At 65.1% G+C, this 22,258-nt stretch carries 22 protein-coding genes, 1 tRNA gene and 2 pseudogenes; 17 read left to right on the top strand and 8 right to left on the bottom strand.

Going from position 1 to position 22,258, the window contains the following annotated elements:
* Nucleotides 1-136: 136 nt before the first annotated feature.
* The 3 genes from dnaA to mutM all read right to left on the bottom strand — a co-directional run bounded on the left by dnaA (nucleotide 137) and on the right by mutM (nucleotide 3,188).
* Nucleotides 137-1,507 carry a chromosomal replication initiator protein DnaA gene (gene dnaA, locus ON00_RS16160; RefSeq protein ID WP_010407567.1) on the bottom strand — a complete coding sequence of 457 codons (1,371 nt, stop codon included), beginning with the start codon at nucleotides 1,505-1,507 and terminating at the stop codon, nucleotides 137-139.
* A gap of 515 nt (nucleotides 1,508-2,022) precedes the next feature.
* Complete coding sequence (gene rpsT / locus ON00_RS16155) at nucleotides 2,023-2,286, bottom strand: 30S ribosomal protein S20 (protein WP_010407564.1); 264 nt, start codon at nucleotides 2,284-2,286, stop codon at nucleotides 2,023-2,025.
* Between the two features lie 92 nt (nucleotides 2,287-2,378).
* Nucleotides 2,379-3,188 (bottom strand): bifunctional DNA-formamidopyrimidine glycosylase/DNA-(apurinic or apyrimidinic site) lyase, encoded by an 810-nt coding sequence (gene mutM, locus ON00_RS16150; protein ID WP_010407562.1) that lies wholly within the window; start codon nucleotides 3,186-3,188, stop codon nucleotides 2,379-2,381.
* Between the two features lie 218 nt (nucleotides 3,189-3,406).
* On the opposite strand from mutM, the gene ON00_RS16145 reads away from it, so the two are divergent.
* The 10 genes and pseudogenes from ON00_RS16145 (at nucleotide 3,407) to ON00_RS16100 (ending at nucleotide 13,369) form a co-directional block, all read left to right on the top strand.
* Nucleotides 3,407-4,168 (top strand): class I SAM-dependent methyltransferase, encoded by a 762-nt coding sequence (locus ON00_RS16145; RefSeq protein WP_010407559.1) that lies wholly within the window; start codon nucleotides 3,407-3,409, stop codon nucleotides 4,166-4,168.
* Between the two features lie 127 nt (nucleotides 4,169-4,295).
* Nucleotides 4,296-5,831 (top strand): 2-polyprenylphenol 6-hydroxylase, encoded by a 1,536-nt coding sequence (gene ubiB, locus ON00_RS16140; protein WP_010407558.1) that lies wholly within the window; start codon nucleotides 4,296-4,298, stop codon nucleotides 5,829-5,831.
* Entirely contained in the window at nucleotides 5,828-6,946 is a 1,119-nt protein-coding gene (locus tag ON00_RS16135; protein ID WP_245535588.1) for a glycosyltransferase family protein, read from the top strand. The genes ubiB and ON00_RS16135 overlap by 4 nt, the downstream gene beginning before the upstream one ends.
* Nucleotides 6,943-8,102 (top strand): annotated as a pseudogene (coaBC, locus tag ON00_RS16130) (bifunctional phosphopantothenoylcysteine decarboxylase/phosphopantothenate--cysteine ligase CoaBC); the annotation flags it as partial. The gene ON00_RS16135 and the pseudogene coaBC, both read left to right, overlap by 4 nt.
* A gap of 54 nt (nucleotides 8,103-8,156) precedes the next feature.
* On the top strand, nucleotides 8,157-8,603 hold the full coding sequence (dut, locus tag ON00_RS20660) for a dUTP diphosphatase (protein ID WP_040602203.1): 447 nt from the start codon (nucleotides 8,157-8,159) through the stop codon (nucleotides 8,601-8,603).
* On the top strand, nucleotides 8,600-8,977 hold the full coding sequence (locus ON00_RS16120; RefSeq protein ID WP_010407555.1) for a hypothetical protein: 378 nt from the start codon (nucleotides 8,600-8,602) through the stop codon (nucleotides 8,975-8,977). The genes dut and ON00_RS16120 overlap by 4 nt, the downstream gene beginning before the upstream one ends.
* A gap of 165 nt (nucleotides 8,978-9,142) precedes the next feature.
* A complete protein-coding gene (locus ON00_RS16115; RefSeq protein WP_010407553.1) occupies nucleotides 9,143-9,892 on the top strand; it encodes a HesA/MoeB/ThiF family protein in 750 nt (249 codons plus the stop codon).
* Between the two features lie 35 nt (nucleotides 9,893-9,927).
* The gene (gene wecB, locus ON00_RS16110; protein ID WP_010407551.1) at nucleotides 9,928-11,058 is read left to right on the top strand and encodes a non-hydrolyzing UDP-N-acetylglucosamine 2-epimerase; all 1,131 of its coding nucleotides are present in this window, start codon (nucleotides 9,928-9,930) and stop codon (nucleotides 11,056-11,058) included.
* On the top strand, nucleotides 11,042-12,340 hold the full coding sequence (gene wecC / locus ON00_RS16105) for a UDP-N-acetyl-D-mannosamine dehydrogenase (protein WP_010407550.1): 1,299 nt from the start codon (nucleotides 11,042-11,044) through the stop codon (nucleotides 12,338-12,340). The genes wecB and wecC overlap by 17 nt, the downstream gene beginning before the upstream one ends.
* An 18-nt stretch (nucleotides 12,341-12,358) precedes the next feature.
* Complete coding sequence (locus ON00_RS16100) at nucleotides 12,359-13,369, top strand: NAD-dependent epimerase/dehydratase family protein (RefSeq protein ID WP_010407548.1); 1,011 nt, start codon at nucleotides 12,359-12,361, stop codon at nucleotides 13,367-13,369.
* A 30-nt stretch (nucleotides 13,370-13,399) separates the two neighbouring features.
* Here the strand turns inward: ON00_RS16100 and galU are convergent, their stop codons facing one another.
* The 4 genes from galU to rpsU form a co-directional block, all read right to left on the bottom strand.
* Nucleotides 13,400-14,269 carry a UTP--glucose-1-phosphate uridylyltransferase GalU gene (galU, locus tag ON00_RS16095; RefSeq protein WP_010407547.1) on the bottom strand — a complete coding sequence of 290 codons (870 nt, stop codon included), beginning with the start codon at nucleotides 14,267-14,269 and terminating at the stop codon, nucleotides 13,400-13,402.
* A 113-nt stretch (nucleotides 14,270-14,382) separates the two neighbouring features.
* The gene (locus ON00_RS16090) at nucleotides 14,383-14,937 is read right to left on the bottom strand and encodes an FKBP-type peptidyl-prolyl cis-trans isomerase (RefSeq protein WP_010407545.1); all 555 of its coding nucleotides are present in this window, start codon (nucleotides 14,935-14,937) and stop codon (nucleotides 14,383-14,385) included.
* Between the two features lies 1 nt (nucleotide 14,938).
* Nucleotides 14,939-15,520, bottom strand: coding sequence for an FKBP-type peptidyl-prolyl cis-trans isomerase (locus tag ON00_RS16085; protein ID WP_010407544.1), 582 nt, complete (start codon nucleotides 15,518-15,520; stop codon nucleotides 14,939-14,941).
* Between the two features lie 83 nt (nucleotides 15,521-15,603).
* Nucleotides 15,604-15,810, bottom strand: a complete 207-nt coding sequence (rpsU, locus tag ON00_RS16080) for a 30S ribosomal protein S21 (protein WP_010162663.1) — start codon at nucleotides 15,808-15,810, stop codon at nucleotides 15,604-15,606.
* A gap of 153 nt (nucleotides 15,811-15,963) precedes the next feature.
* On the opposite strand from rpsU, the gene cysS reads away from it, so the two are divergent.
* The 5 genes from cysS (at nucleotide 15,964) to ON00_RS16060 (ending at nucleotide 21,162) form a co-directional block, all read left to right on the top strand.
* Nucleotides 15,964-17,391 (top strand): cysteine--tRNA ligase, encoded by a 1,428-nt coding sequence (gene cysS, locus ON00_RS16075; RefSeq protein WP_010407539.1) that lies wholly within the window; start codon nucleotides 15,964-15,966, stop codon nucleotides 17,389-17,391.
* Nucleotides 17,392-17,460: 69 nt separating this feature from the next.
* Nucleotides 17,461-17,907 carry a TM2 domain-containing protein gene (locus tag ON00_RS16070; protein ID WP_010407536.1) on the top strand — a complete coding sequence of 149 codons (447 nt, stop codon included), beginning with the start codon at nucleotides 17,461-17,463 and terminating at the stop codon, nucleotides 17,905-17,907.
* Nucleotides 17,908-17,942: 35 nt separating this feature from the next.
* Nucleotides 17,943-18,878 carry a D-2-hydroxyacid dehydrogenase gene (locus ON00_RS16065; RefSeq protein WP_010407534.1) on the top strand — a complete coding sequence of 312 codons (936 nt, stop codon included), beginning with the start codon at nucleotides 17,943-17,945 and terminating at the stop codon, nucleotides 18,876-18,878.
* Between the two features lie 131 nt (nucleotides 18,879-19,009).
* Complete coding sequence (locus tag ON00_RS21410) at nucleotides 19,010-19,426, top strand: energy transducer TonB (protein ID WP_083834127.1); 417 nt, start codon at nucleotides 19,010-19,012, stop codon at nucleotides 19,424-19,426.
* Between the two features lie 149 nt (nucleotides 19,427-19,575).
* Nucleotides 19,576-21,162, top strand: coding sequence for a class II 3-deoxy-7-phosphoheptulonate synthase (locus ON00_RS16060; protein ID WP_010407532.1), 1,587 nt, complete (start codon nucleotides 19,576-19,578; stop codon nucleotides 21,160-21,162).
* A gap of 24 nt (nucleotides 21,163-21,186) precedes the next feature.
* On the opposite strand, the gene ON00_RS20655 is transcribed toward ON00_RS16060, so the two are convergent.
* Nucleotides 21,187-21,333, bottom strand: a complete 147-nt coding sequence (locus ON00_RS20655) for a lmo0937 family membrane protein (RefSeq protein WP_010407531.1) — start codon at nucleotides 21,331-21,333, stop codon at nucleotides 21,187-21,189.
* A 141-nt stretch (nucleotides 21,334-21,474) separates the two neighbouring features.
* Here ON00_RS20655 and ON00_RS16055 point away from each other — a divergent pair.
* Nucleotides 21,475-21,549 (top strand) — tRNA-Glu (locus tag ON00_RS16055).
* Between the two features lie 323 nt (nucleotides 21,550-21,872).
* Nucleotides 21,873-22,258, top strand: a pseudogene (locus ON00_RS20945) (hypothetical protein); the annotation flags it as partial.

Below are 22,258 nucleotides of genomic sequence, written 5' to 3'. Positions count from 1 at the left end.
CGGGAGAGGGAGGGAGCGGCGAAGCCGCGGAAGGGTGAGGGTGAGCCGGGCGCAGCTCCTGCAAAGTCGCCCTCACCCTTCCCACGCCTCCGGCGCGGACCCCTTCCCTCTCCCGCTGGGAGAGGGACGCGAGGAATCACCCCTCCAGCTCGCGCAGCAAATAGCGCACGGCGGTATCGATCTCGCGATCCTTGTCGCGCAATTCCTCGATCCGGCGCACCGCGTGGATCACGGTCGAATGGTCGCGCCCGCCGAACTTGCGGCCGATCTCGGGCAGCGAGCGCGTCGTCAGCCGCTTGGCGAGGTACATGGCGATCTGGCGGGGCCGTGCCACCACCACCGCGCGCCGCGCCGAGACCAGATCGACCGGCTTCAGCTCGAAATGCGCCGACACCGCCTTCTGGATCTCGTCGATCGTCACGCGGCGTTCGGCCCCGCGCAGCACATCGCCCAGCGTCGCCACGGCGAAGTCGAGGTCGATCTCGACCCCTGTCAGCTGCGCATAGGCCACCACGCGGTTGAGCGCGCCTTCCAGATCGCGAATGTTGGCGGTGATGCGCGATGCGAGCAGATCGAGCACGTCGCCCGGCACCTTCGCGCCCGGCATGTCGACCAGCTTGCGCGCCAGCACCGCACGGCGCAGCGCGAGGTCAGGTGCCTTGATATCGGCCACCAGCCCGCACGACAGGCGCGAGGTGATCCGTGCCTCGACCCCGTCGAGCCCCTGCGGGCAGCGATCGGCCGAGATCACCAGCCGCTTGCCGGCGCCCATCACTTCGTTGATCGTGTGGAAGAACTCTTCCTGCGTCGAATCCTTGCCCGCGATGAACTGCAGATCGTCGACCAGCAGCAGATCGGCCGAGCGCAGCCGCGTCTTGAAGCTGTGCGTGTCGCGGTTGCGCAGCGCCTGCACGAAATCGAACATGAAGCGCTCGGCCGACATCAGCAGCACGCGCGCGCCGGGCACCGCCTCGAGATAAGCCGCGCCAATTGCGTGCATCAGATGCGTCTTGCCCTGCCCGGTGCCGCTGTGGAGGAACAGCGGGCTGAAGCGCGGCACGCCGGGCTCGGCCAGCGCGCGCGCCGCATTGTAGGCGACCATGTTGGAGGCATCGACCACGAACCGGTCGAAGGTGAAGCGCGGGTCGAGCGGCGGGCGATCGGCGACCACCACGGGCGCTTCTACCGCCGCCGGAAGCGAATCGACCGTGAGCACGGCGGGGGCCGGTGCCGCAGTGGCCGAGCCCGTCTCGATCGAAACGCGCCGCACCGTCGGCAGAACCGCGCGGAATTCCTGCAGCAAACGATCAGCATAATGGTTGCGGACCCAATTGGTCATGAACGCCGACGGCAACGCCAGGCGCACCGCCCCCTCGTCCAGACTGGGCAACAGCGTCATCGGCTTGAGCCACTGATCGAACAGCCGCGCCCCGGCCGATTCCCGCAAATGCGCCCGTACGACGGCCCAAGCGCGGTCGACCGAACCGTCCGGCTGCACGCCGTCCACGCTCGTACCGTTCGCGCTCGCCCCCCTGTTCAACGTTACGACCACACCAAAAACCTTTGTTGGACAAGCGGGTGAACCACCGCGCCGCCGGAATTGCACAGACAAAGCCCCCCACAGCCGGAATCACCGCCTGCCTGACGTTGCCATTCGAATTGAGTCGCGAGACGCTTGGTCTGCGCGTTGGAGGGCCAGTTATGAAGATCGCAGCGAGTCGATCAAGGCCTGCCCCTGTCAGATTTTTGAAATAATCTGGATTGACTCGTATCTAGCCACGGATTCGCGTCAAATTTCTTATAAGCCTTTGAATTACAGACTTTAATGTCGTTACACTTTCGTGTCGTTTTTGCGAATCGCAGTGAATCCGTGGGTTGCGGTTATTTGGGGTTAGCGGGGTCTCGAAACGTTCCGCGCGCCACGCCTGACGATGGGATGGAAGCGACGCGGTTCCACAGCGGACGACAAAAAGCCCGCCGGATTTGCATCCAGCGGGCGTTTTCGCCAATAATCAGCGCGGTTTAGGCCAGCGCGGAGAGGCGCTTGGTCAGGCGCGAGAACTTGCGGCTCGCGGTGTTCTTGTGCAGCACGCCCTTGGCGACGCCGCGCATCAGCTCAGGCTGAACCATCGCCATCGCGGCGGTCGCTGCGGCCTTGTCGCCCGCTTCCAGAGCATTCTCGACCTTCTTGACGAAAGTCCGGATGCGACCGGTGCGGTTGCCGTTTACCAGTGTCCGCGCGGCGTTACGACGGATACGCTTTTTCGCCTGTGGCGTGTTCGCCATGAAGCCCTCTGATTCTGCAAATAAGAAAGGGCGGGAGAAAGCTCCCGGCCCCGGAAGCCGTGCGCCTTAGCGAGAACGCGCGCGCCGGTCAATCACCGCTGGCATTTTGGGCACCAAAATGTCGAGCGCCCGCCCTCGGCATAGCGCGCCACCGTGCCACCGCAGGCACAGGGCTCCCCCTCACGGCCATAGACCGCGAATTGCTTGGAGAAATAGCCGAGTTCGCCATCGGGCCGTGCATAATCGCGCAAGGTCGATCCGCCGGCCTCGATCGCGGAGAGCAGCACCGAACGGATCGCCGCGACGAGTCGCTCGAGCTTGGCGCGCGACAGGTCGCCCCCGGCGCGCTTGGGCGAGATGCCCGCAAGATGGAGTGCCTCGCAGACATAGATGTTGCCGAGCCCGGCGACGATTCGCTGATCGAGCAACAACAGCTTGATCGACGCGACCCGCCCGGCAAGCGCCCGGTGCAAGTATGCAGCGGTCAAATCGGGGCCGAGCGGCTCCGGCCCCAACGCCTTGAACGCCGGAAAATCGGCGAGCGCGGTCGTCGCCAGCAGATCGACCGAGCCGAAGCGCCGCGCATCGTTGAGCGCGAGGCGCTGCGTCGCGGTTTCGAGAATCAAATGATCGTGCGGCAGCACGTCGCTGGGGTCGACCCGCCAGCGTCCCGACATGCCGAGGTGGAACACCATGGTGTCGCCGCGATCGGTTTCGATCAGCCCATATTTGGCGCGACGGGAAAGCCCGGTGACCGTCGCCCCGGTCAGGCGCTGGCCGAGATCGGCCGGAAAGGGTCGCCGCAGGTCCGGGCGGCGGAGCTGGACCAATGTGATGCGCTGACCATCGAGCACGGGCCGCAGCCCGCGCACGGTGGTTTCGACTTCGGGTAATTCGGGCATTCCCCGCTTTTGCCCGAACGGTGCCAAGGGTCAACGACAGCGCGCACCCTGGCTGATGACACGTCCTTCCTTCGCGCCTTCGCGTCTTCGCGTGCAATGCGCGTTCTTTCTCACGCGACGACGCGAAGGCGCGACGAGGAATCGCCACCACATGACAATTTGACCCATCCGCCATGCAGTGGTTTGCGCCGCCGCTTCGCTCGGCTAGAGCGGGCGACATGACCGACACACAATCCGGCTCCGACACCGCCCCCGGCACCGTCTCCTTCGGCTACGAAGATATTCCCGCCACCGAAAAGACCGCGCGCGTCGGCGGCGTGTTTTCGAGCGTGGCGCGCAGCTACGACATCATGAACGACGCGATGTCCGGCGGGATGCACCGTTTGTGGAAGGATCGCTTCGTCCGCCGCGTGAAGCCGCGCGAGGGCGAGCAGATCCTCGATATGGCGGGCGGCACTGGCGATATCGCCTTCCGTCTGGCCGAATCGGGCGCGAGCGTGACGGTTGCCGACATCAACCCGCAAATGCTGGAAGTCGGCATGGAACGCGCCGCCAAGCGCGGCATTGACGGCCTGGTGTGGACCGAGGCCAATGCCGAGACGCTGGTCTTCCCCGACCGCTTCTTCGATGCCTATACGATCGCCTTTGGCATCCGCAACGTGACCGACATCCCCAAGGCATTGCGCGAAGCGCACCGCGTCTTGCGGCGCGGCGGGCGGTTCTATTGCCTGGAATTCTCGACCACGCTGTGGCCGGGTTTCGCCGATGTCTATGACGTCTATTCGCACAAGGTGGTGCCACAGCTCGGCAAATTGCTGGCGCAGGATGCCGACAGCTATCGCTATCTGATCGAATCGATTCGCCGTTTTCCCGATATGCCGACCTTCGAAGGCATGATCCGCGACGCCGGCTTCGTGCAGACCGGGGTCGAGCCGATGCTGGGCGGGCTGGTTGCGATCCACCACGGGTGGAAGATTTGATGGGCGAGACGATCACCCTCCCCTCCCGCTTGCGGGAGGGGGCGGGGGAGGGCCTTTCCAAGAGCCTGGCACCGCAATCCCGTCAGCCCCTCCCCCATCCCCTCCCGCAAGCGGGAGGGGAGCAAAAGTGACCGCCCCCGCTATCCACCTCTGGCGCCTGCTGAAATGGGGTCGCATCCTCGCGCGGCATGGCGCGCTTTCGGGCATCGAGCGCGACCCCAATACGCCCGCCCCGGTGCGCCGCCTCGCCCGGATCGCGCGGCTGGGCGCGCGCGTGCCCGCCGTGCCGCGTTATGCCGATGCGTTTCAGGCGATCGGCCCCGCCGCGATCAAACTCGGCCAGACGCTGGCGACGCGGCCCGACATTGTCGGCGAAGCGGCGTCGAACGATCTGATGCGGCTGCAGGACGCGCTGCCGCCCGTCCCCTATGACACGATCCACGCCGCGATGACGCGCGCCTTCCAGCGCGATCCGGCGGAATTGTTCGCCTCGATCGATCCGGTGCCGGTCGGCGCGGCCTCGATCGCGCAAGTCCATCGCGGCGTCACCACCGACGGCCGCACCGTCGCGATCAAGGTGCTGCGCCCCGGCGTCGAGGAAGATTTCACCCGCGCAATCGACACTTATGAATGGGCAGCGGCGCAAGTCGAAGCAATGGGCGGCGAACTGTCACGGCTGCGCCCACGGCTGGTGATCGAGACGTTCAAACGCTGGACCGCGCGCGAGCTTGATTTGCGCCGCGAAGCCGCCTCGGCCTCCGAACTCGCCGATGCGATGATGGCGGAGCCCGATTTCCTCGTGCCCAAGATCGATTGGCAGCGCACCACCGGCAAGGTGCTGACGCTCGAATGGATTGACGGGATCAAGCTCTCCAACCGCGCGGCGCTGGTCGAAGCGGGCTATGACATGCAAGCGCTGGCCAACACCTTGGTCCACGCCTTTCTGCGCCAGGCGATTGCCGAGGGCTTTTTCCACGCCGACATGCACCAGGGCAATTTGTTCGCATTGCCCGATGGCAAGATCGCCGCGATCGACTTCGGCATCATGGGCCGGATCGACCGGCGCGCCCGCGTGTGGCTCGCCGAAATCCTCTACGGGCTGATCACCGGAAACTATAAGCGCGTCGCCGAAATCCATTTCGAGGCGGGCTATGTGCCGCCGCACCACAATGTCGCCGAATTTGCCACCGCCCTGCGCGCGGTCGGCGAGCCGATGCGCGGCATGGCGGTGAAGGACATGTCGATCGGCATGATGCTCGACGGCCTGTTCAACATCACCCGCGATTTCGACATGCAAACGCAGCCGCATCTGCTGCTGCTGCAAAAGACGATGGTGATGGTGGAGGGCGTGGCGACCAGCCTCGACCCCGACATCAATTTGTGGGACGCCGCCGCCCCGTTTGTGCGCGAATGGATCCGCACCGAACTCGGCCCTGAAGCGGCGGTGGCCGATCGGCTGGTCGAGGGGTTCCGGACGCTGTCGCGCCTGCCCGATCTGGTGCGCAACATCGAACGGCGCTTCCCCAACCCGCCGGGCGCACCGCCCGAGCCGCCGCTGAAGCACATTGAGGTGCTGCGCTTTGGGGCTGGCTGGCGCTACGCGCTGGTCGCGTTGGTGAGCGCGGGCGCGAGCCTGGGCCTGGGATGGATGCTCTGGGGGTGAAGGAGGCCGCGCCCTTGTGGCTGGCCACGCCGTCGCGCTTTGCCGGTCTGAGCTTGCGCGGAGCCCGTATCGGCGTGGCGCTGCTGGCGCTGCTTCTGCTCGCGACCTTGCTGGCGCTGGCGAGCCCCGGGGCACCGCCGATCAACCATGATCCCGCCAATCGCGGCGAGGACCAGGTCGACGTCGTGCGGTATGAAACGATTGTGCAGGGCGTGCGCGGCGGTGGCGGTTATTATCCGGTGACCGCGCAAGCGCTGCGCGCGGGCGATGACGCGATGCAGCCCTTCCTCACCTTCCGCCTGCCGACGCTCGCGGTGGTGCAAGCCGCGCTGCCGCCCGCCGCCACGATGCTGCTGCTTTATGCGCTGGTCGCCGGGGTGATGTTCGCCTGGTATCGGCAGGTGCGGTCTGCGTTTGCCACTCCAGCGCCGGTGTGGGTCGCGATGGCGTTGCTGGCGGGGGGGCTGATCGCCTTCGTGAAGGCCGACCTTGCCTGCTTTCACGAGATTTGGGCGGGATTGCTGATCGCGCTGTCGCTCGCCGTGCGGCGCGAGGGCAAATGGATCGAGGCGGCCGCGATCGGGCTGATCGCAATGCTGATCCGCGAGACCGCCGCACTCTACGTTGTGATTATGGCGGTGTTCGCTTTTGCCGAGGGCCACCGCAAGGAAGCGATCGGCTGGGCGACCACGCTCGGGGTGTTGGCCGTCGTGCTCGCGCTTCACGCCCATGCGGTGTCGCTGGTGGTGCGCGAGACCGATCCGGCATTGGCGGGCTGGCCGGGGCCGCTCGGCTTCGGCTTTTTCATCACGACGATGCAGTTGTGGACGGTCCTCACCCTGGCCCCCTTGTGGTTCGCAGCCCCGGTGATCGGGCTGGCGCTGTTCGGCTGGGCGGCGTGGAAGAGCGCGCTCGCCTTGCGCGCGCTGGCGGTGTTCAGCGGCTATGCCGCGCTGCTGGCTCTGTTCGGGCGCGCCGACACCTTCTATTGGGGGCTGATGATCGCGCCCACGCTTCTGATCGGCCTCGCCTTTGCGCCCGATGGCGTGCGCGACCTGATCGCGCGCGCGCAGGATCCGCGCCGCAAGATTACCGTCACGCGGGTGGTGCGATGAAGATCCTGCTGATCGTCGGCGGCGGCATCGCCGCGTATAAGGCGTGCGAGCTGATCCGGCTGTGCCGCAAGGGCGGGATTGCGGTGAAGTGCGTGCTGACCGATGGCGGCGCGCATTTCGTGACCCCGATGACGCTGGCCGCTTTGTCCGAAAACCAAGTCCATACCAGCCTGTGGGACCTGAAGGACGAGGTCGAGATGGGCCATATCCAGCTCAGCCGCGAGGCCGATCTGGTCGTGATCGCGCCCGCCACTGCCGATCTGATGGCGAAGATGGCCGCCGGGATTGCCGATGACCTGGCCACCACCTTGCTGCTGGCGACCGACAAGCCCGTGCTCGCCGCGCCCGCGATGAACGTGCGGATGTGGCAGCATCCGGCGACACGCCGCAACGTCGCAACCCTGCGCGGCGATGGCGTGACCGTGCTGGAGCCCGATGAAGGGGCGATGGCATGCGGCGAATATGGCCCCGGTCGCCTGCCCGAGCCCTCGGCGATTTTTGCGGCGATCCAGGCGGCGTTGGCGGGGTGACCCCTCCCCACATCCTCGTCACGGCCGGCCCCACGCATGAGCCGATCGACCCGGTGCGCTATCTGGCGAATCGCTCCTCGGGCAAGCAGGGCTTTGCGATTGCCGCCGCGCTGGCCGCGCGCGGCGCGCGGGTGACACTGGTGGCCGGGCCGGTTACGCTCCCTACGCCGCCGGGCGTGAGCCGCATCGATGTCGAGACCGCGCTGGAAATGGCGGCGGCGGTCGAATCGGTGCTGCCGGTCGATGCGGCGGTGATGGTCGCCGCCGTCGCCGACTGGCGCTCCGACAGCACCGGGCAGAAGATCAAAAAAGGCCCGGACGGGCCGCCTACGCTGCGCCTGGTCGAAAATCCCGACATCCTCGCCACGCTCGCCGCCAGCCCGCAGCGCCCGCGCCTGCTGATCGGCTTTGCGGCCGAGACCGAGCGCGTGAGCGAGCACGCCACCGCCAAGCTGACGCGCAAACGCGCCGACTGGATCGTCGCCAACGACGTGTCGGGCGATGTGATGGGCGGCGCGGCCAATGCCGTCCACATCGTTACCGCAAGCGGAATCGAAAGCTGGGAACGCTTGCCGAAGGACGAGGTCGCGGCGCGGCTGGCCGATCGCATCCTGGCGACGCTTGCGCCGAACGCCCCGCCGACCTTCGACACGCCCGATTCGCCCTGCTATGGCACCGCCATGAGTGGCTTGATTACCATTGCGCTGAAACGCCTCCCCCATGGGGAAGGCCTGCCTTTGCCGACCTATGCCACCGACGGTGCAGCCGGCATGGATGTCGTCGCCGCCGAAGACAGCGTGCTCGCGCCCGGCGCACGCGCCGCGATTGCGACCGGCTTCGCCATTGCCATCCCCGAAGGCTATGAGGTGCAGGTCCGCCCACGCTCGGGCCTGGCGCTGAAGCACGGCATCACTTGCCTCAACACCCCCGGCACGATCGACAGCGACTATCGCGGCGAAGTGAAGGTGATTCTCGCCAATCTCGGGCAGGAACCGTTCGTGATCGCGCGCGGCGACCGGATCGCGCAGCTTGTCCCCGCCCCCGTGCAGCGCGCGGTGCTGGAGGTGGTGGAGACGCTCGACAATACCGCGCGTGGCGTCGGCGGTTTCGGATCGACCGGGCGATGATCGCCCTGCTGCTTCAGGCGGCGGAGGTGCCCGCCATGCCTGTGGATTGGTCGGCTCTGGCCCCGATCCCCTATCTCGCGCCGCCCAAGGTGACGCCCGAACTGTCCGGGTTCGTGGCGACCGAAATCACCGCAGGCCGTTGCGCCATCGCCAAGCCGACTGACGGCCATTATGTCGTGCGCGTCGATGTCGCGACCCTGATCGGACCGGATGGAACCGTGCGCCGTGCGGTACCGCACGCCATCGCCTGCCCGACGGTTGAGCAATATGCGGCGGGCCTGGTCACCGGTTTCGCACGCGGCAATCTGCCGATGCGGCCCGGCGCGACCGATGCGTGGTATCGCGCGACGATCGTCTTCGAGTGGAACGCTTAGTGTCGTCCTCGGAGAGGGCGGATCATCGCCATCCCGTTCGGGCTGAGCGTGTCGAAGCCCGGTTCCGCCCCGGAGGTATCCCGTGCTGGGCAAGGCCCTTCGACAGGCTCAGGGCGAACGGAAAACGGCGCGAACCACCAAAACCGTGCCTCTGACAGGCTGCCTGTGACACTCTCCGACGAAGAACTGAACCGCTACGCCCGCCACATCGTGCTGCGCGAGGTTGGTGGCGCGGGGCAAATGCGGCTGAAGGCGGCGACGGTTGCCATTGTCGGTGCGGGCGGCATTGGCAGCCCGGCCATCCAATATCTGGCCGCGGCCGGGATTGGGCGGCTGATCGTCATCGATGACGACACGGTCGATCTTTCCAATCTCCAACGCCAGACCGTGTTTGGCGACGCCGATGTCGGCGCGGGCAAGGTGGCGGCGGCGGCGCACGCGGCGCACCGGATCAACCCGCATGTCGTCCTCGACCAGCGCCCCGAGCGACTGACCCCCGACACTGCCGCGCACCTGCTGGGCGGCGCGGACGTGGTGATCGACGGCACCGACAGTTTCGCGACGCGCCTCGCCGTCGCCGACGCCGCGCACGGCTTGCGCATCCCGCTCGTCTCCTCGGCGGTCGGGCAATTCGAGGGGCAACTGGGCGTGTTTCGCGGTTGGGAGGCGGACAAGCCCTGCTATCGCTGCTTCGTCGGCAATGTGGTCGATCAGGCGGGCGACAGTTGCGCCGAACAAGGCGTGCTCGGCGCGATGACCGGGGTGATGGGCAGCCTCGCCGCACTGGAGGCGATGCGCAGTGTGGTCGGCTTCGGCGAGGATAGCGCGGGCAAGCTGCTGCTGGTTGATGCGCTTGCCTTCCGCTTCCGCACGATCGCCTTGCCGAAAGACCCAGGCTGCCCGGCCTGCGGTTAGCGGGGTTTTAAGGGAGCGCGCGCTATGCGCCTGCCATGACCTCTCCGCGCATCCTCGTCATCTTCGGCACCCGGCCCGAAGCGATCAAACTCTTTCCCGTCGTTGCCGCGCTCAAGGCGCAGGGCAGCCTCGATGTACGCACTTGCGTCACCGCGCAACATCGCGGGCTGCTCGATCAAGTGCTCAGCATCGCCAATCTGCGTCCCGATATCGATCTCGATCTGATGGAGCCGGGTCAGACGCTGGATCGCCTGACCGCGCGGTTGCTGACCGGGCTTGGCGATGTGATGGACGCCGAAAAGCCCGACCGGGTGATCGTTCAGGGCGACACTGCCACCGCAATGGTCGGCGCGCTCGCGGCATATTACCGCAAGGTGCCGGTCAGCCATGTCGAGGCGGGCTTGCGCTCGGGCGACATTTACCAGCCCTGGCCCGAGGAAGTGAACCGCCGCATCGTCGCGCCAATCGCCGACCAGCATTTCGCGCCGACCGAGACCGCCGCCGAAGCGCTGCGCCGCGAGAATATCGCACCTGCAACGATCCACGTCACCGGCAACACCGTGATCGACGCGCTGCACGCGACGCGCGCCAAGCTCGCCGCCGACCCAACGCTCGCCAGCGGGCTCGACGGGACCGCTGAGCGTTTCGCGGGCAAGCGCATCATCCTGGTCACCACCCACCGCCGCGAAAATTTCGGCGGCGGCATGGACAATATCGCGCACGCCCTCGCCCGCATCGCCGCGCGCGACGACGTCGCCATCCTGTTCCCGATGCACCCCAACCCCAATGTCGTCGAGGCCATGAACCGCGTGCTCGGCGATCGGCCGAATATCGCGCGAATCGATCCGCTCGATTACCCGCATTTCATCCGCGCGCTGGAGCTGTGCGACATCGCGCTGACCGATTCGGGCGGCGTGCAGGAAGAAGCGCCCGCACTCGCCAAGCCCGTATTGGTGATGCGCGAGACGACCGAGCGCCCCGAAGGCGTGGCGGCGGGCACGGCCAAACTGATTGGTACCGATCCTGATCGGATCGTTTCCGAAATATCAACCCTCCTCGACGACAAGGGCGCCTACCAGTCCATGGCACGCGCCCACAATCCGTTCGGCGACGGCCATGCGTCCGGCAGGATCGCAAAGGTAATCGCCGATGGTTTCGGATGCTGAATTGAAGGTCGTCGTTGTCGGCCTGGGCTATATCGGCCTGCCGACCGCCGCCGTGATCGCGCGCACGGGGGCCAAGGTGCTTGGCATCGACGTGTCCGAGCATGTCGTCGAAACGGTCAATTCGGGCAAGATCCATATCGAGGAAGTCGATCTCGACGGCCTCGTTTCCGGCGTGGTCGCGCGCGGCACCTTGCGGGCAGCGACGCAGATCGAACCCGCCGATGTTTTCGTCATCGCAGTGCCGACGCCCTTTGCCGACGATCATGCGCCCAATATCGGCTATGTCCTACGCGCCGCCACCACCATCGCCGCGGTGCTGAAGGCAGGCGATGTCATCATCCTCGAATCGACCTCCCCCGTCGGCACGACCGAGAAGGTGCGCGACTTGCTCGCGCAGTTGCGCCCCGACCTGAAGGTGCCCGGCAAGACTGGCGAAAGCGCGGACATCGCCATCGCCTATTGCCCCGAGCGCGTGTTGCCGGGCCGCATCCTGGTCGAACTGATCGACAATGACCGCGTGATCGGCGGCATCACGCCGCGGTGTGCGCGGAAAGCGCTGCAATTCTATCGCCGTTTCGTGCGCGGCGCGTGCGTCACCACCACGAGCCGCGCGGCGGAGATGACCAAGCTCACCGAAAACGCCTTTCGCGACGTCAACATCGCCTTCGCCAATGAACTCAGCCGCGTCGCCGATACGATGGAGGTCGATGTGTGGGAGGTGATCCGTCTCGCCAACCGCCATCCACGCGTCAACATCCTGTCGCCCGGCCCCGGCGTCGGCGGCCATTGCATCGCGGTCGACCCGTGGTTCCTGGTGCATGCCGATCGCGACAACACCCCCCTCATTCGCACCGCACGCGAAGTGAACGACGCCAAGATCGACTATGTCGTGGAACGCGCCGAGGCGATGGTGGCGGCGCACCCGGGCGTGCGCGTCGCGTGCCTGGGCCTGGCCTTCAAGGCCAATATCGACGATTTCCGCGAAAGCCCCGCGCTCAAGGTCGCGACGGCGCTCGCGGCGCGCTTCGGCGATCGGCTCGATGTGGTCGAGCCTTATACCCGCACCCTGCCCGCCGTGTTCAATGGCACCGGCGCGACGCTGACCGACATCGACACCGCGATCGAGACGTGCGGCATCATGATCGTGCTGGTCGACCATGATGTGTTCAAATCGGTGCCGGTCGACGAACGCGCCGACAAGATCGTCTATGACACGCGCGGCATCTGGCCCGATCAGCCGCGCGCGCCCGTCCGCACGGAAGCGTTGCGCCTCGCCAGCTAAGGCCTGATAGGGAACGCCATGTCGACCGATCCCATCCTCGTCACCGGTGTCGCCGGATTCATCGGCATGCATGTCGCGCGCGCGCTGCTGGCGCGGGGTGAGCATGTCATCGGCATCGATAGCTTCAACGACTATTACCCCGTCAGCCTGAAAGAAGCGCGCGTCGCGGCGATCGCGGCGGAGGCAGACGGACGCTTCACGCTGCACCGCGTGGATTTTGCCGATCATGCCGCGCTCGATTCGGCGCTCGGGGCAGCGCCGTTCACCCGCATCGTCCATCTCGGCGCGCAGGCGGGGGTACGCTATTCGATCGACAATCCGCGCGCCTATATCCACTCCAACATTGCCGGGCACCTCAACCTGCTCGAACTCGGGCGGCAGCGCGGCGTGGCGCATCTCGTCTATGCGTCATCCTCCTCCATCTATGGCGGCGATGCCACCCTACCGTTCAAGGTCGACGACCGCGCCGACCGGCCGCTGTCGCTTTATGCCGCGACCAAGCGCGCCGACGAGTTGATGAGCGAGACCTACGCCCATCTCTATCGCCTGCCGCAGACGGGCTTGCGTTTCTTCACCGTCTACGGGCCGTGGGGGCGGCCCGACATGGCGATGTGGCTGTTCACCAGCGCGATCTTGGAAGACCGCCCGATCCAGGTGTTCAATCACGGGGATATGCGGCGCGATTTCACCTATATCGACGATATCGTCGCCGGGATCATCGCCTGCCTCGATCACCCGCCTGCGGACGACGGCAGCATCAAGGCTGGCGGCAGCCCGGCCCCGCACCGGCTCTACAATATCGGCAACCACCGCTCGGAACGGCTCGACCGGCTGATCGACCTGATTGAGGCCGCGTGCGGCAAGCCCGCCATCCGCATCAACGCGCCGATGCAGCCCGGCGACATGCCCGATACCTTCGCCGATATCAGTGCGATCCAGCGCGACCTCGGCTTCGCACCGACCACCTCGATCGATGTCGGCGTGCCAAAGTTCGTGGAATGGTATCGCGGCTATATCGAGCGCTGCTGAGCGCCCGATTAGCCCCGACCCGCTCGAATCTTATTTGAGCAGGTCGACCGCAAAGGCACGAACGGCATCGCCGATATCGGCGCGCCCAAACGCGACCGCGAGATTGGCGGTCATGTATCCCGCTTTGTCCCCGCAATCGTAGCGTTTCCCGTCGAAGGTCAGCCCGTGAAACGGCTGCTGGCCGATCATCCGCGCCATCGCGTCGGTCAGCTGGATTTCACCGCCAGCACCCTTGCCCTGCGTTTCCAGCACACGCATCACCTCGGGCTGGAGGATGTAGCGACCGATCACCGACAGGTTGGACGGCGCAGTGCCCTTGGCGGGCTTCTCGACCAGCCCTTTGACTTCGGTCAGAGCACCCTCGCGCACGCCTGGCGTGATCACGCCATACATATGCGTCTGATCCTCCGGCACTTCCTGCGCGCAGATGATGTTGCCACCAACCTGCATATAGGCATCGACCATTTGCTTGAGGCAGCCCGGCTTGCCCACCATGAAATCGTCAGCGAGCAAAACCGCAAAGGGTTCATCCCCCACGATGTCGCGCGCGCACCATACCGCGTGGCCGAGACCCATCGGCTCCTGCTGGCGAACATAGGCGACCGCGCCGGGCTTGAGCCGGGTGGCGTCAAGGATCGACAGCGACTTGCCGCGGGCGGTCATGGTCGCCTCGAGCTCATAGGCGATATCGAAATGGTCCTCGATCGCGGATTTGCCGCGCCCGGTGACGAAGATCATCTGCTCGATGCCTGCTTCCAACGCCTCGTCGACCGCATATTGGATCAACGGACGATCGACGACCGGCAGCATTTCCTTGGGCATCGCCTTGGTGGCCGGAAGGAAACGGGTGCCAAGGCCGCCGACGGGGAAAACGGCTTTACGAAGCGGGCGAACGGTCATTTTTGCTCCGAAAACAAATACGTTGGCGAAAGGTTTACTTCGTTACGCCTCAATACCGATCCTGCCGGATATTGCATCCATCAAATTGGACGCCGGTTTTTCGATACACCGCGTTAGGGAGCGGCGGGAGCCGTCTTAGGATCAGCAAGCTGCTGCTGGCGCAACTGGTCGAAAGCCGCCTGCGAAATGAAATCGATCAAATCAATGTCGAACACCAGCACCGACCCCGGCGGGATTGGCCCGGAACCGGCCCCGCCATAGCCCAGGCTGGGCTTGATCCATACACGATAGTGCGCGCCGCGCGGCATCGCCTTCAACGCTTCGGCGAAACCCGGCACGACCGCTGCGACCGGCAGCGGCGTGGGTTGCGCGCTCTGGTCGAAAATCGTGCCATTGGTCAATTTGCCGACATAATTGACCAATGCGACGTCTCCGTCGCCCGGCTTTTCTGCCCCGGTGCCGGGTTTCACGACCAGATATTGAAGGCCAGACGCGGTCTGCACGACACCGCGCACGCGTGCGTTTGCTGCAAGGAATGCGTCGGCTGTCACTGGGGTGGCGGCGACAGGCTGGGCGCGGCGCGGGAGCGGTTTTTTGACTCGCGCCTGCGCAATCCCGCTGGTCAAGACAACCGCCGCGAGCCCGGCGGCACAGACGATCGATCGCATCTCAGCGGCCAGTCGGCGGTCCAGCTGAACCCGGGGGCATCATGCCCTGCTGTTGCTGCATCATCTGCTGCTGCATCTGCTTGTATTTCAGGATCGGCATCGAATCGAGCAGTTCGACATCGAACACCAGCGCCGCGTTGGGCGGGATCGGGCCGCCGGGGGGCACGTGATCGCCATAGCCCAGGCTCGGCTTCAGCCAGATCCGGTACTTGCCGCCCTTGTTCATCAGCTTGAGCGCTTCGCTGAAGCCCGGCACGACGCCGCCCACTTCGAGCGGAGTCGGCTGCGCGGACTTGTCGAACACGGTGCCGTCGAGCAGACGGCCCTCATATGTGATGAGGACTTCGTCCGCGTCGGTCGGGTTCGGCCCGGTGCCCGGCGTCAGCACCTGATATTGCAGGCCCGACGGCGTCGTCACCACAGCCTTCGCCCGCGCATTATGCGCGAGGAAGGCGGTGGCGGGATCGGTCGGGGTCTGGAACGCCAGCGCCACCGCCGCGACCAGCGCGACGGCGATGCCAACCCACAGATACACCAAAATGCTCCGCTTCACGGGCTTTAGCGGGACAGCGGTGATCGACATGGTGGCTCCCGGGCAGGGGGTCGAGAAAGATAGGCAGGCGAAATCAGGTCGCGGCGGGCATCACCGCCCGCCCGATCATGATCTTACCGTGCGCCGTCGCGTTCCATGCGCTTGCGCTCGAGCTTGCGCGCGCGGCGAACGGCAGCGGCACGCTCACGGGCGCGCTTTTCGCTCGGCTTCTCGTAGTGACGGCGCAGCTTCATCTCGCGATAGACGCCTTCGCGCTGCAGCTTCTTCTTGAGCGCGCGCAGCGCCTGGTCGACATTGTTGTCGCGTACGATGATTTGCATAAACCCGAACAGCTCCGAATCGATAGAAAAGCGCCGCCGCGAACATCAGGTCCGCGTCGCAAGGCGTGCGCCCTACACGGCGATGCCCGAAGTTTCAAGGCATACCGCACCTTTTACGTGACTTTGGCCCGGAGCGGTCTGTAAGCGGGCGCAATGAGCAGCAGCCCCCTCACCTTCTATAACAGCCTTACGCGCTCGCTGGAGCCGTTCGTCCCGATCGATCCGCGCCTGGTGCGCCTCTACACCTGCGGGCCGACCGTGTATAATTATCAGCATATCGGCAACATGCGCGCCTTCCTGTTTGCCGATACGCTGGGGCGTGTGCTGCGCTGGAAGGGCTATCCGACCAAGCATGTCATCAACATCACCGATGTCGGCCATTTGACCTCGGACGCCGATGCCGGCGACGACAAGATGGAAAAGGCGGCCGCCGCGCAAGCCAAGTCGATCTGGGAGATCGCGGCGCATTATACCGCCGCGTTCAAGGAAGACGTTGCGCGGCTGAACATCGATCCGCCTGCCGAATGGACCGTCGCGACCGACCACATCCCGCAAATGATCGCATTCGCCAAGCGAATCGAGCAGGATTGCTATCTCATCGACGGCGGGCTCTATTTCGACACCACCCGCGTGCCCGATTATGGCAGCCTCGCGCGCGCCGTCTCCGATGCGGGCGAAAGCCGCATCGATCCGGTCTCGGGCAAGCGCCATCCGCAGGATTTTGCGATCTGGCGGCGCTCGCCGCCGGGCGAGCAGCGCCAGATGGAATGGGATTCACCCTGGGGCAAGGGTGCGCCCGGCTGGCATCTCGAATGCTCGGTGATGAGCCTGCAGCATCTCGGCCACCCGTTCGACATCCATACCGGCGGGATCGACCACCGCGAGATTCACCATCCCAATGAGATCGCACAGAACCAGGCGTTCTGCGCGTGCGACGACACCGGCGCGCGGCTGTGGATGCACAACAACTTCCTGGTCGATCGCGGCGGCAAGATGTCCAAGTCTACCGGTCAGTTCCTGCGCTTGCAGACGCTGGTCGACGCCGGCTTCCATCCGCTCGCCTACCGCATGATGTGCCTGCAGGCGCATTATCGCAGCGAGCTCGAATTCACCTGGGACAATCTCGCCGCCGCTTTCACGCGGCTGAAACGGCTGGTCATCGCCCGCGATGCGTTGCGCGCGCGCGATGACGGCACGCTGAAGGGCGATGCAGAACCCTATCTGGCGCGGCTGGAGGAAGCGGTCGGTGATGATCTGGGCACCCCGCGCGCGCTGCCGGTGCTCGACGAATTGCTGGCGGACAAACGCCTGTCGCCCGCGACTCGGTTGCAGGCGCTCGACGATTTCGATGCGGTGCTTGGCCTCAATCTCACCACGCTGACCCGCACCGACCTGCGCGTGCGCCCGGTGACGGCGATCGTGACCGAGGCCGACATCGAGGACCAACTCGCCGCGCGAAAAGACGCGCGTGCGGCAAAGAACTTCGCGCGATCAGACGAGATTCGCGATGCGCTCGCCACCGCCGGAGTCGAAGTGATGGATGGCGACGCGCTGGCCTGGGACTGGAAATTGACGCTCTGAACACACCCCCTTTTCTTCCGTCCTGCGCGCGTTAAGCTTGCCCCTGCATCAACCGGGGGGGGATAGATCATGCAGGGACGGGTATTGGGTTTCGACACCCATTTGGGCGAGGGCGTAATTTCATCAGAGGATGGCCAGCGTTATCCCTTCCGCGCCGAGGAGTGGCGTCAGCGCGTACCGCCGCATCCCGGACAACGCGTCGATTTCGAAGCGGCGCAGGATCATGCGACGGCGATCTATGTCATCGGCGGGGGCAGCACGATGGTGGCCGACAAGAACCGCATTGTCGCTGCGCTGCTTGCCTTTTTCCTCGGCAGCCTCGGCGTTCACAAATTCTATCTGGGCAAGACCACCGCAGGCGTCATCATGCTGCTGTGCGGCACTATCGGCTGGTTTCTGATTCTGCCCGGCGTCATCAACGCGCTGGTCGCCTTTGTCGAATTCATCATTTACCTCATCACTCCGGATGAAGCGTTCCAGCACAAATATGTCGAGGGCGACGCATCCTGGTTCTGATCGCCCCAAGTGATAATACTTGAGAGGAAAATTCCATGAAGGCCGTCCTCCCCGCCCTAGCGCGCGCTTTGCTGGAGCCGCGTCTGCCAGCGGGGCTGGAGGTGAGCTGGGTGACGACGCGCGAGGAAGCGACGACCGCGATGGCCGACGCCGATATCGGCTGGGTCGACCTCTACCCGCACGGGCTGACCCCGGAAGCGGTCGCGGCGGGGACATCGCTCAAATGGCTGTTCACCGCGATCGCCGGGGTCGAATCGCTCGATTTGCCGACGCTGGCCGCGCGCGGGACAGTGGTCACCAATGGCGCGGGCATCAACGCCATCGCGGTCGCCGAATATGCCGTGCTCGGCATCCTCGCCGCCGCCAAGCGTTTCGACATGGTGGTGCGCAGCGCCGACCGCCACGAATGGCCCGATTATGCGCCGGGTCGCCTCGAACTGTTCGACACAGCCGCGCTGATCGTCGGCTATGGCGCGATCGGCCGCTTGATCGGCGAACGGCTCGCCGCCTTCGGGGTCGCGGTAACGGGGGTAACCCGCTCGGGCCGCGACGGCACGCTGACGCCCGATGCGTGGAAAGCCCGGCTCGGCGATTTCGACTGGGTGGTGCTCGCCGCCCCCTCGACCGATGCCACCAAGACGCTGATCGGCGCGGAGGAGCTTGCTGCAATGAAGCCCGACGCCTGGCTCATCAACATGGCGCGCGGCGACATGGTCGATCAGGAGGCATTGCTCACAGCGCTGACCAAAAAGACGATCGCGGGGGCGTTCCTCGACACCGTCACGCCCGAACCGCTGCCCGCGGACCATCCCTTATGGTCCGCTCCCAACACGCTCCACAGCATGCACCTGTCGGGCCGCAGCCAGACCAGGATGTTCCAGCGCGCCGCCGCCTTGTTCCTGCGCAACCTCGATGCGTTTTTGGCGGGCAAGCCGATGGAGAATGTCGTGGATTTAGGCGCGGGGTATTAGGATGCTGCCTGCCCGCGCGCCATCCCGCAATCACTACCCTTTGCGGGCATTCAGCTATCGGTTACGATCTTCCCACGCCATCGCGACAAAGGACGAGACATGGCTACTATGCAGCAATTCGCTGGTGTCGAATGAGGAGTAAGCCGATGTTTCGTTATTTATCGATTTATCTTGGCTTGTCGCTATCAATCGCTCCGGCGGGCGCGTTGGCGTGCGATAATCTCCTTCAATCGGACGGTACCGTTGGGCTGTCGGTAAAGGGCGAGCCCGCGCAAGACCCGCAGCGGTGGTTCACCGTTCCAGATTACCCCGCCGATGCGGAACGAGCCCGGATTCAGGGCACCGTATCGATACAGCTAACCATCGATACCACAGGCCACGTCGCCGATTGTCGCATTCGGGAATCGAGCGGAAATGCTTCGCTAGACCGAGCGACCTGTATGCTCGTGGCACGCCGCGGCCGCTTCATTGTTCAGAGGGATGCCACCGGACAGCCCCAGCCCTTTAGCTACGCAATGAGCAAAACCTGGAAATTGACGTCTCGATAGCGGGATACTTTGTTTTCAGAGCGCGGCGCATAAGACAAACATCGACAGACGCTTGGCTCCTATCTTAAAACAAACCAGCCGCGCCAATTTACCCCATCTGGGAAAATTCCCGCTTGCCGCCCTTACCCTGATTGGGTAATGCGCCGCCCATGACGACGATGGCCGGCCTCAAGATCAAGCAATTTCGCGAAGAGCGCACGCTCAGCCGGGCGGCGTTCGGGGCGTGGTATGGCGCGCCCGGCTCCACCGTCCAGGGCTGGGAAGAAGATGGCAAGCGCGCCAGCGGCCCGGTCGTCAATCAGATCGCGGCCAATGGCATTGCCACCCATGCCGATTGGTACATTTCGATTCGCACGGAGAATGACATGAGCAGCTGGGCCCCCGATAGCTGGACGCGCGCCGATGCCCGCCAGATGCCGACCTATCCCGATGCGGCGGCGCTCGATGCGGCAACCGACACGCTCGCCAGCTTCCCGCCTTTGGTGTTCGCAGGCGAAGCGCGCAACCTCACCGCCGATCTGGCGCGCGTCGCCGAGGGCAAGGCGTTCCTGCTGCAAGGTGGCGATTGCGCCGAGTCCTTCGCCGAGCACAGCGCCAACACCATCCGCGACACCTTCCGCGTCATCCTGCAAATGGCGGTGGTGCTGACCTTCGCGTCGAAGCTGCCGACGGTGAAGCTCGGCCGCATGGCCGGGCAATTCGCCAAGCCGCGCTCGTCCGATGTCGAAGTGCAAAATGGCGTCGAATTGCCCGCCTATCGCGGCGACATCGTCAACGATATCGAGTTCACGCCCGAAGGCCGCCTGCCCGACCCGCAACGCATGGTCCGCGCCTATAGCCAGTCGGCGGCGACGCTCAATCTGCTGCGCGCCTTCGCTGGTGGCGGCTATGCCAATCTCGCGCAAGTCCATCGCTGGACGCTCGATTATATGGGCCGCAGTCCTTGGGCCAAGAAATATGCCGAGACCGCAGACCGCATCGGCGAAGCGCTCGACTTCATGGCGGCCTGCGGCATCAGCCCGGAGACGGTGCCGCAACTCGCGCAGACGCGCTTCTATACCAGCCATGAGGCGCTGCTGCTGCGCTACGAACAGGCGCTGACGCGGCAGGATTCGCTGACCGGCGACTGGTATGACACCAGCGCGCACTTCCTGTGGATTGGCGATCGCACCCGCTTCGAAGGCAGCGCGCATGTCGAATATCTGCGCGGCATCGGCAATCCGATCGGCATGAAGTGCGGGCCCAGCCTCGAGCCCGACGCGCTGTTGCGCTTGCTCGACACGCTCAACCCGCACCGCGTGCCCGGCCGCATGACGCTGATCACGCGCTATGGCCATGACAAGATCGAAGCGGGCTTGCCCAAATTGGTGCGCGCGGTGCTGCGCGAGGGGCATCCGGTGGTGTGGAGCTGTGATCCGATGCACGGCAATACGGTAAAGGCAGCGACGGGCTATAAGACGCGCCCGTTCGACCGCATCCTGGCCGAAGTGCGCGGCTTCTTCGCTGTCCACCGCGCGGAAGGCTCAATCGCGGGCGGTATTCATGCCGAAATGACCGGGCAGAATGTGACCGAATGCACCGGCGGCGCGGTCGACGTGACCGAACAATCTCTGGCCGATCGTTATCACACGCATTGCGATCCGCGCCTCAACGCGGGGCAGTCGATCGAGCTGGCGTTTTTGCTGGCGGAAATGCTGAACGTGGAAATGGCAGAACGGCGGCGCGCGGCGGCCTGAGCCCCCCCGCGCCGCGCGGATCCGTTACAGTGCGCTGCGGCCCTGCAGCAAGCGGACGACCACGACGATCAAGGCGATCACCAACAGCAGATGGATCAACCCACCGCCGATATGCACGGCGAAACCCAGCGCCCACAGCACCAGCAAAACGACGACGATGGTCCACAGCATCGGAAATCCTCCCATTAGGCCACCCCGCAGATGCGGGCGGCATTGGCTAGGGAAACGCCTATTCGCCGGGCCGGTTCCGCCAGCACGGCAGTTCGCTTGACGCCGCGAGGCGGGATCGGTAAGGCCGCACCTCCGCCTCACGGCCCCTTCGTCTAGCGGTTAGGACGTCGCCCTCTCACGGCGAAAGCACGAGTTCGATTCTCGTAGGGGTCACCAGCGTCAAGCGAAAAATGGCGGAAATGCGCCGTTTTGGGTGACTCGGCGAAAGCCGTACCCACTTTTCGTCCCACACTTTTTTGTGGCTCTAGTGGCATGGCCTGGCCTGCCTTTGGACAGTTTTCGCGATCCCTCGCAGGAACGGGGATAAAATTTGGAGCCTTTCCGACCGCCTGTGGGCCGGTTACGGAATGACAGCGTCGCAACTCGTTCGGCAAAAATAGCTGCCATTCGGCAATGCTTGAAGAACAGTGTCACATGCTCATGTTCCAAGTCGCAAAACAGCGGTTGGGAATGCGCGAGGGGGAAAAGCGATGAGTTGTGTGACGTCGATCGACTGGGCGGCGACCGGGGCAATGCTTTCCGGGATAGGCACGTTGGTGGGCGCGCTGGCCGTGATCGGCGCGGCGGTCATAGGCTCGCGCACTTTTGAAAACTGGAAGCGGCAGAAGCTGGCCGAGCGGCACATTGAACAGGCCGAGCGAATCCTGACAGCGACCTATAAGGCACGGCGCGGACTTTCGCGCGTTCGCAGCCCAGCAATGTGGGGGAATGAGACCGACACCGCCGAGGAGCAGCTCAAGGCCAGCGGCGAGTGGGAGAAGACCTTCCCCGAAAGTGAGCGCAAGAACCTCGCGTCTGCACAGGCGTACTACAACCGCATTAACGCTACCCGCGACGACCAACGGGCGCTGGAGGAGTGCCAGCC

This window comes from Sphingomonas echinoides ATCC 14820 (genome assembly GCF_000241465.1).
GTDB lineage: Bacteria > Pseudomonadota > Alphaproteobacteria > Sphingomonadales > Sphingomonadaceae > Sphingomonas > Sphingomonas echinoides.
Note: the sequence above shows the minus strand (reverse complement) of the source record. Positions and strands in the feature narration are given on the sequence as shown.

Coding starts and splice junctions, on each gene's coding strand:
- ON00_RS16090 (WP_010407545.1), bottom strand. CDS start 14,937: ATGCGATCGATCGTCTGTGCCGCCGGGCTCGCGGCGGTTGTCTTGACC.
- ON00_RS16060 (WP_010407532.1), top strand. CDS start 19,576: ATGACGACGATGGCCGGCCTCAAGATCAAGCAATTTCGCGAAGAGCGC.
- rpsT (WP_010407564.1), bottom strand. CDS start 2,286: ATGGCGAACACGCCACAGGCGAAAAAGCGTATCCGTCGTAACGCCGCG.
- ON00_RS16100 (WP_010407548.1), top strand. CDS start 12,359: ATGTCGACCGATCCCATCCTCGTCACCGGTGTCGCCGGATTCATCGGC.
- dut (WP_040602203.1), top strand. CDS start 8,157: ATGAGTGGCTTGATTACCATTGCGCTGAAACGCCTCCCCCATGGGGAA.
- ON00_RS16120 (WP_010407555.1), top strand. CDS start 8,600: ATGATCGCCCTGCTGCTTCAGGCGGCGGAGGTGCCCGCCATGCCTGTG.
- ON00_RS16145 (WP_010407559.1), top strand. CDS start 3,407: ATGACCGACACACAATCCGGCTCCGACACCGCCCCCGGCACCGTCTCC.
- ON00_RS16085 (WP_010407544.1), bottom strand. CDS start 15,520: ATGTCGATCACCGCTGTCCCGCTAAAGCCCGTGAAGCGGAGCATTTTG.
- mutM (WP_010407562.1), bottom strand. CDS start 3,188: ATGCCCGAATTACCCGAAGTCGAAACCACCGTGCGCGGGCTGCGGCCC.
- ON00_RS21410 (WP_083834127.1), top strand. CDS start 19,010: ATGAGGAGTAAGCCGATGTTTCGTTATTTATCGATTTATCTTGGCTTG.
- ON00_RS20655 (WP_010407531.1), bottom strand. CDS start 21,333: ATGCTGTGGACCATCGTCGTCGTTTTGCTGGTGCTGTGGGCGCTGGGT.
- wecC (WP_010407550.1), top strand. CDS start 11,042: ATGGTTTCGGATGCTGAATTGAAGGTCGTCGTTGTCGGCCTGGGCTAT.
- cysS (WP_010407539.1), top strand. CDS start 15,964: ATGAGCAGCAGCCCCCTCACCTTCTATAACAGCCTTACGCGCTCGCTG.
- ON00_RS16065 (WP_010407534.1), top strand. CDS start 17,943: ATGAAGGCCGTCCTCCCCGCCCTAGCGCGCGCTTTGCTGGAGCCGCGT.
- rpsU (WP_010162663.1), bottom strand. CDS start 15,810: ATGCAAATCATCGTACGCGACAACAATGTCGACCAGGCGCTGCGCGCG.
- wecB (WP_010407551.1), top strand. CDS start 9,928: ATGACCTCTCCGCGCATCCTCGTCATCTTCGGCACCCGGCCCGAAGCG.
- galU (WP_010407547.1), bottom strand. CDS start 14,269: ATGACCGTTCGCCCGCTTCGTAAAGCCGTTTTCCCCGTCGGCGGCCTT.
- ON00_RS16070 (WP_010407536.1), top strand. CDS start 17,461: ATGCAGGGACGGGTATTGGGTTTCGACACCCATTTGGGCGAGGGCGTA.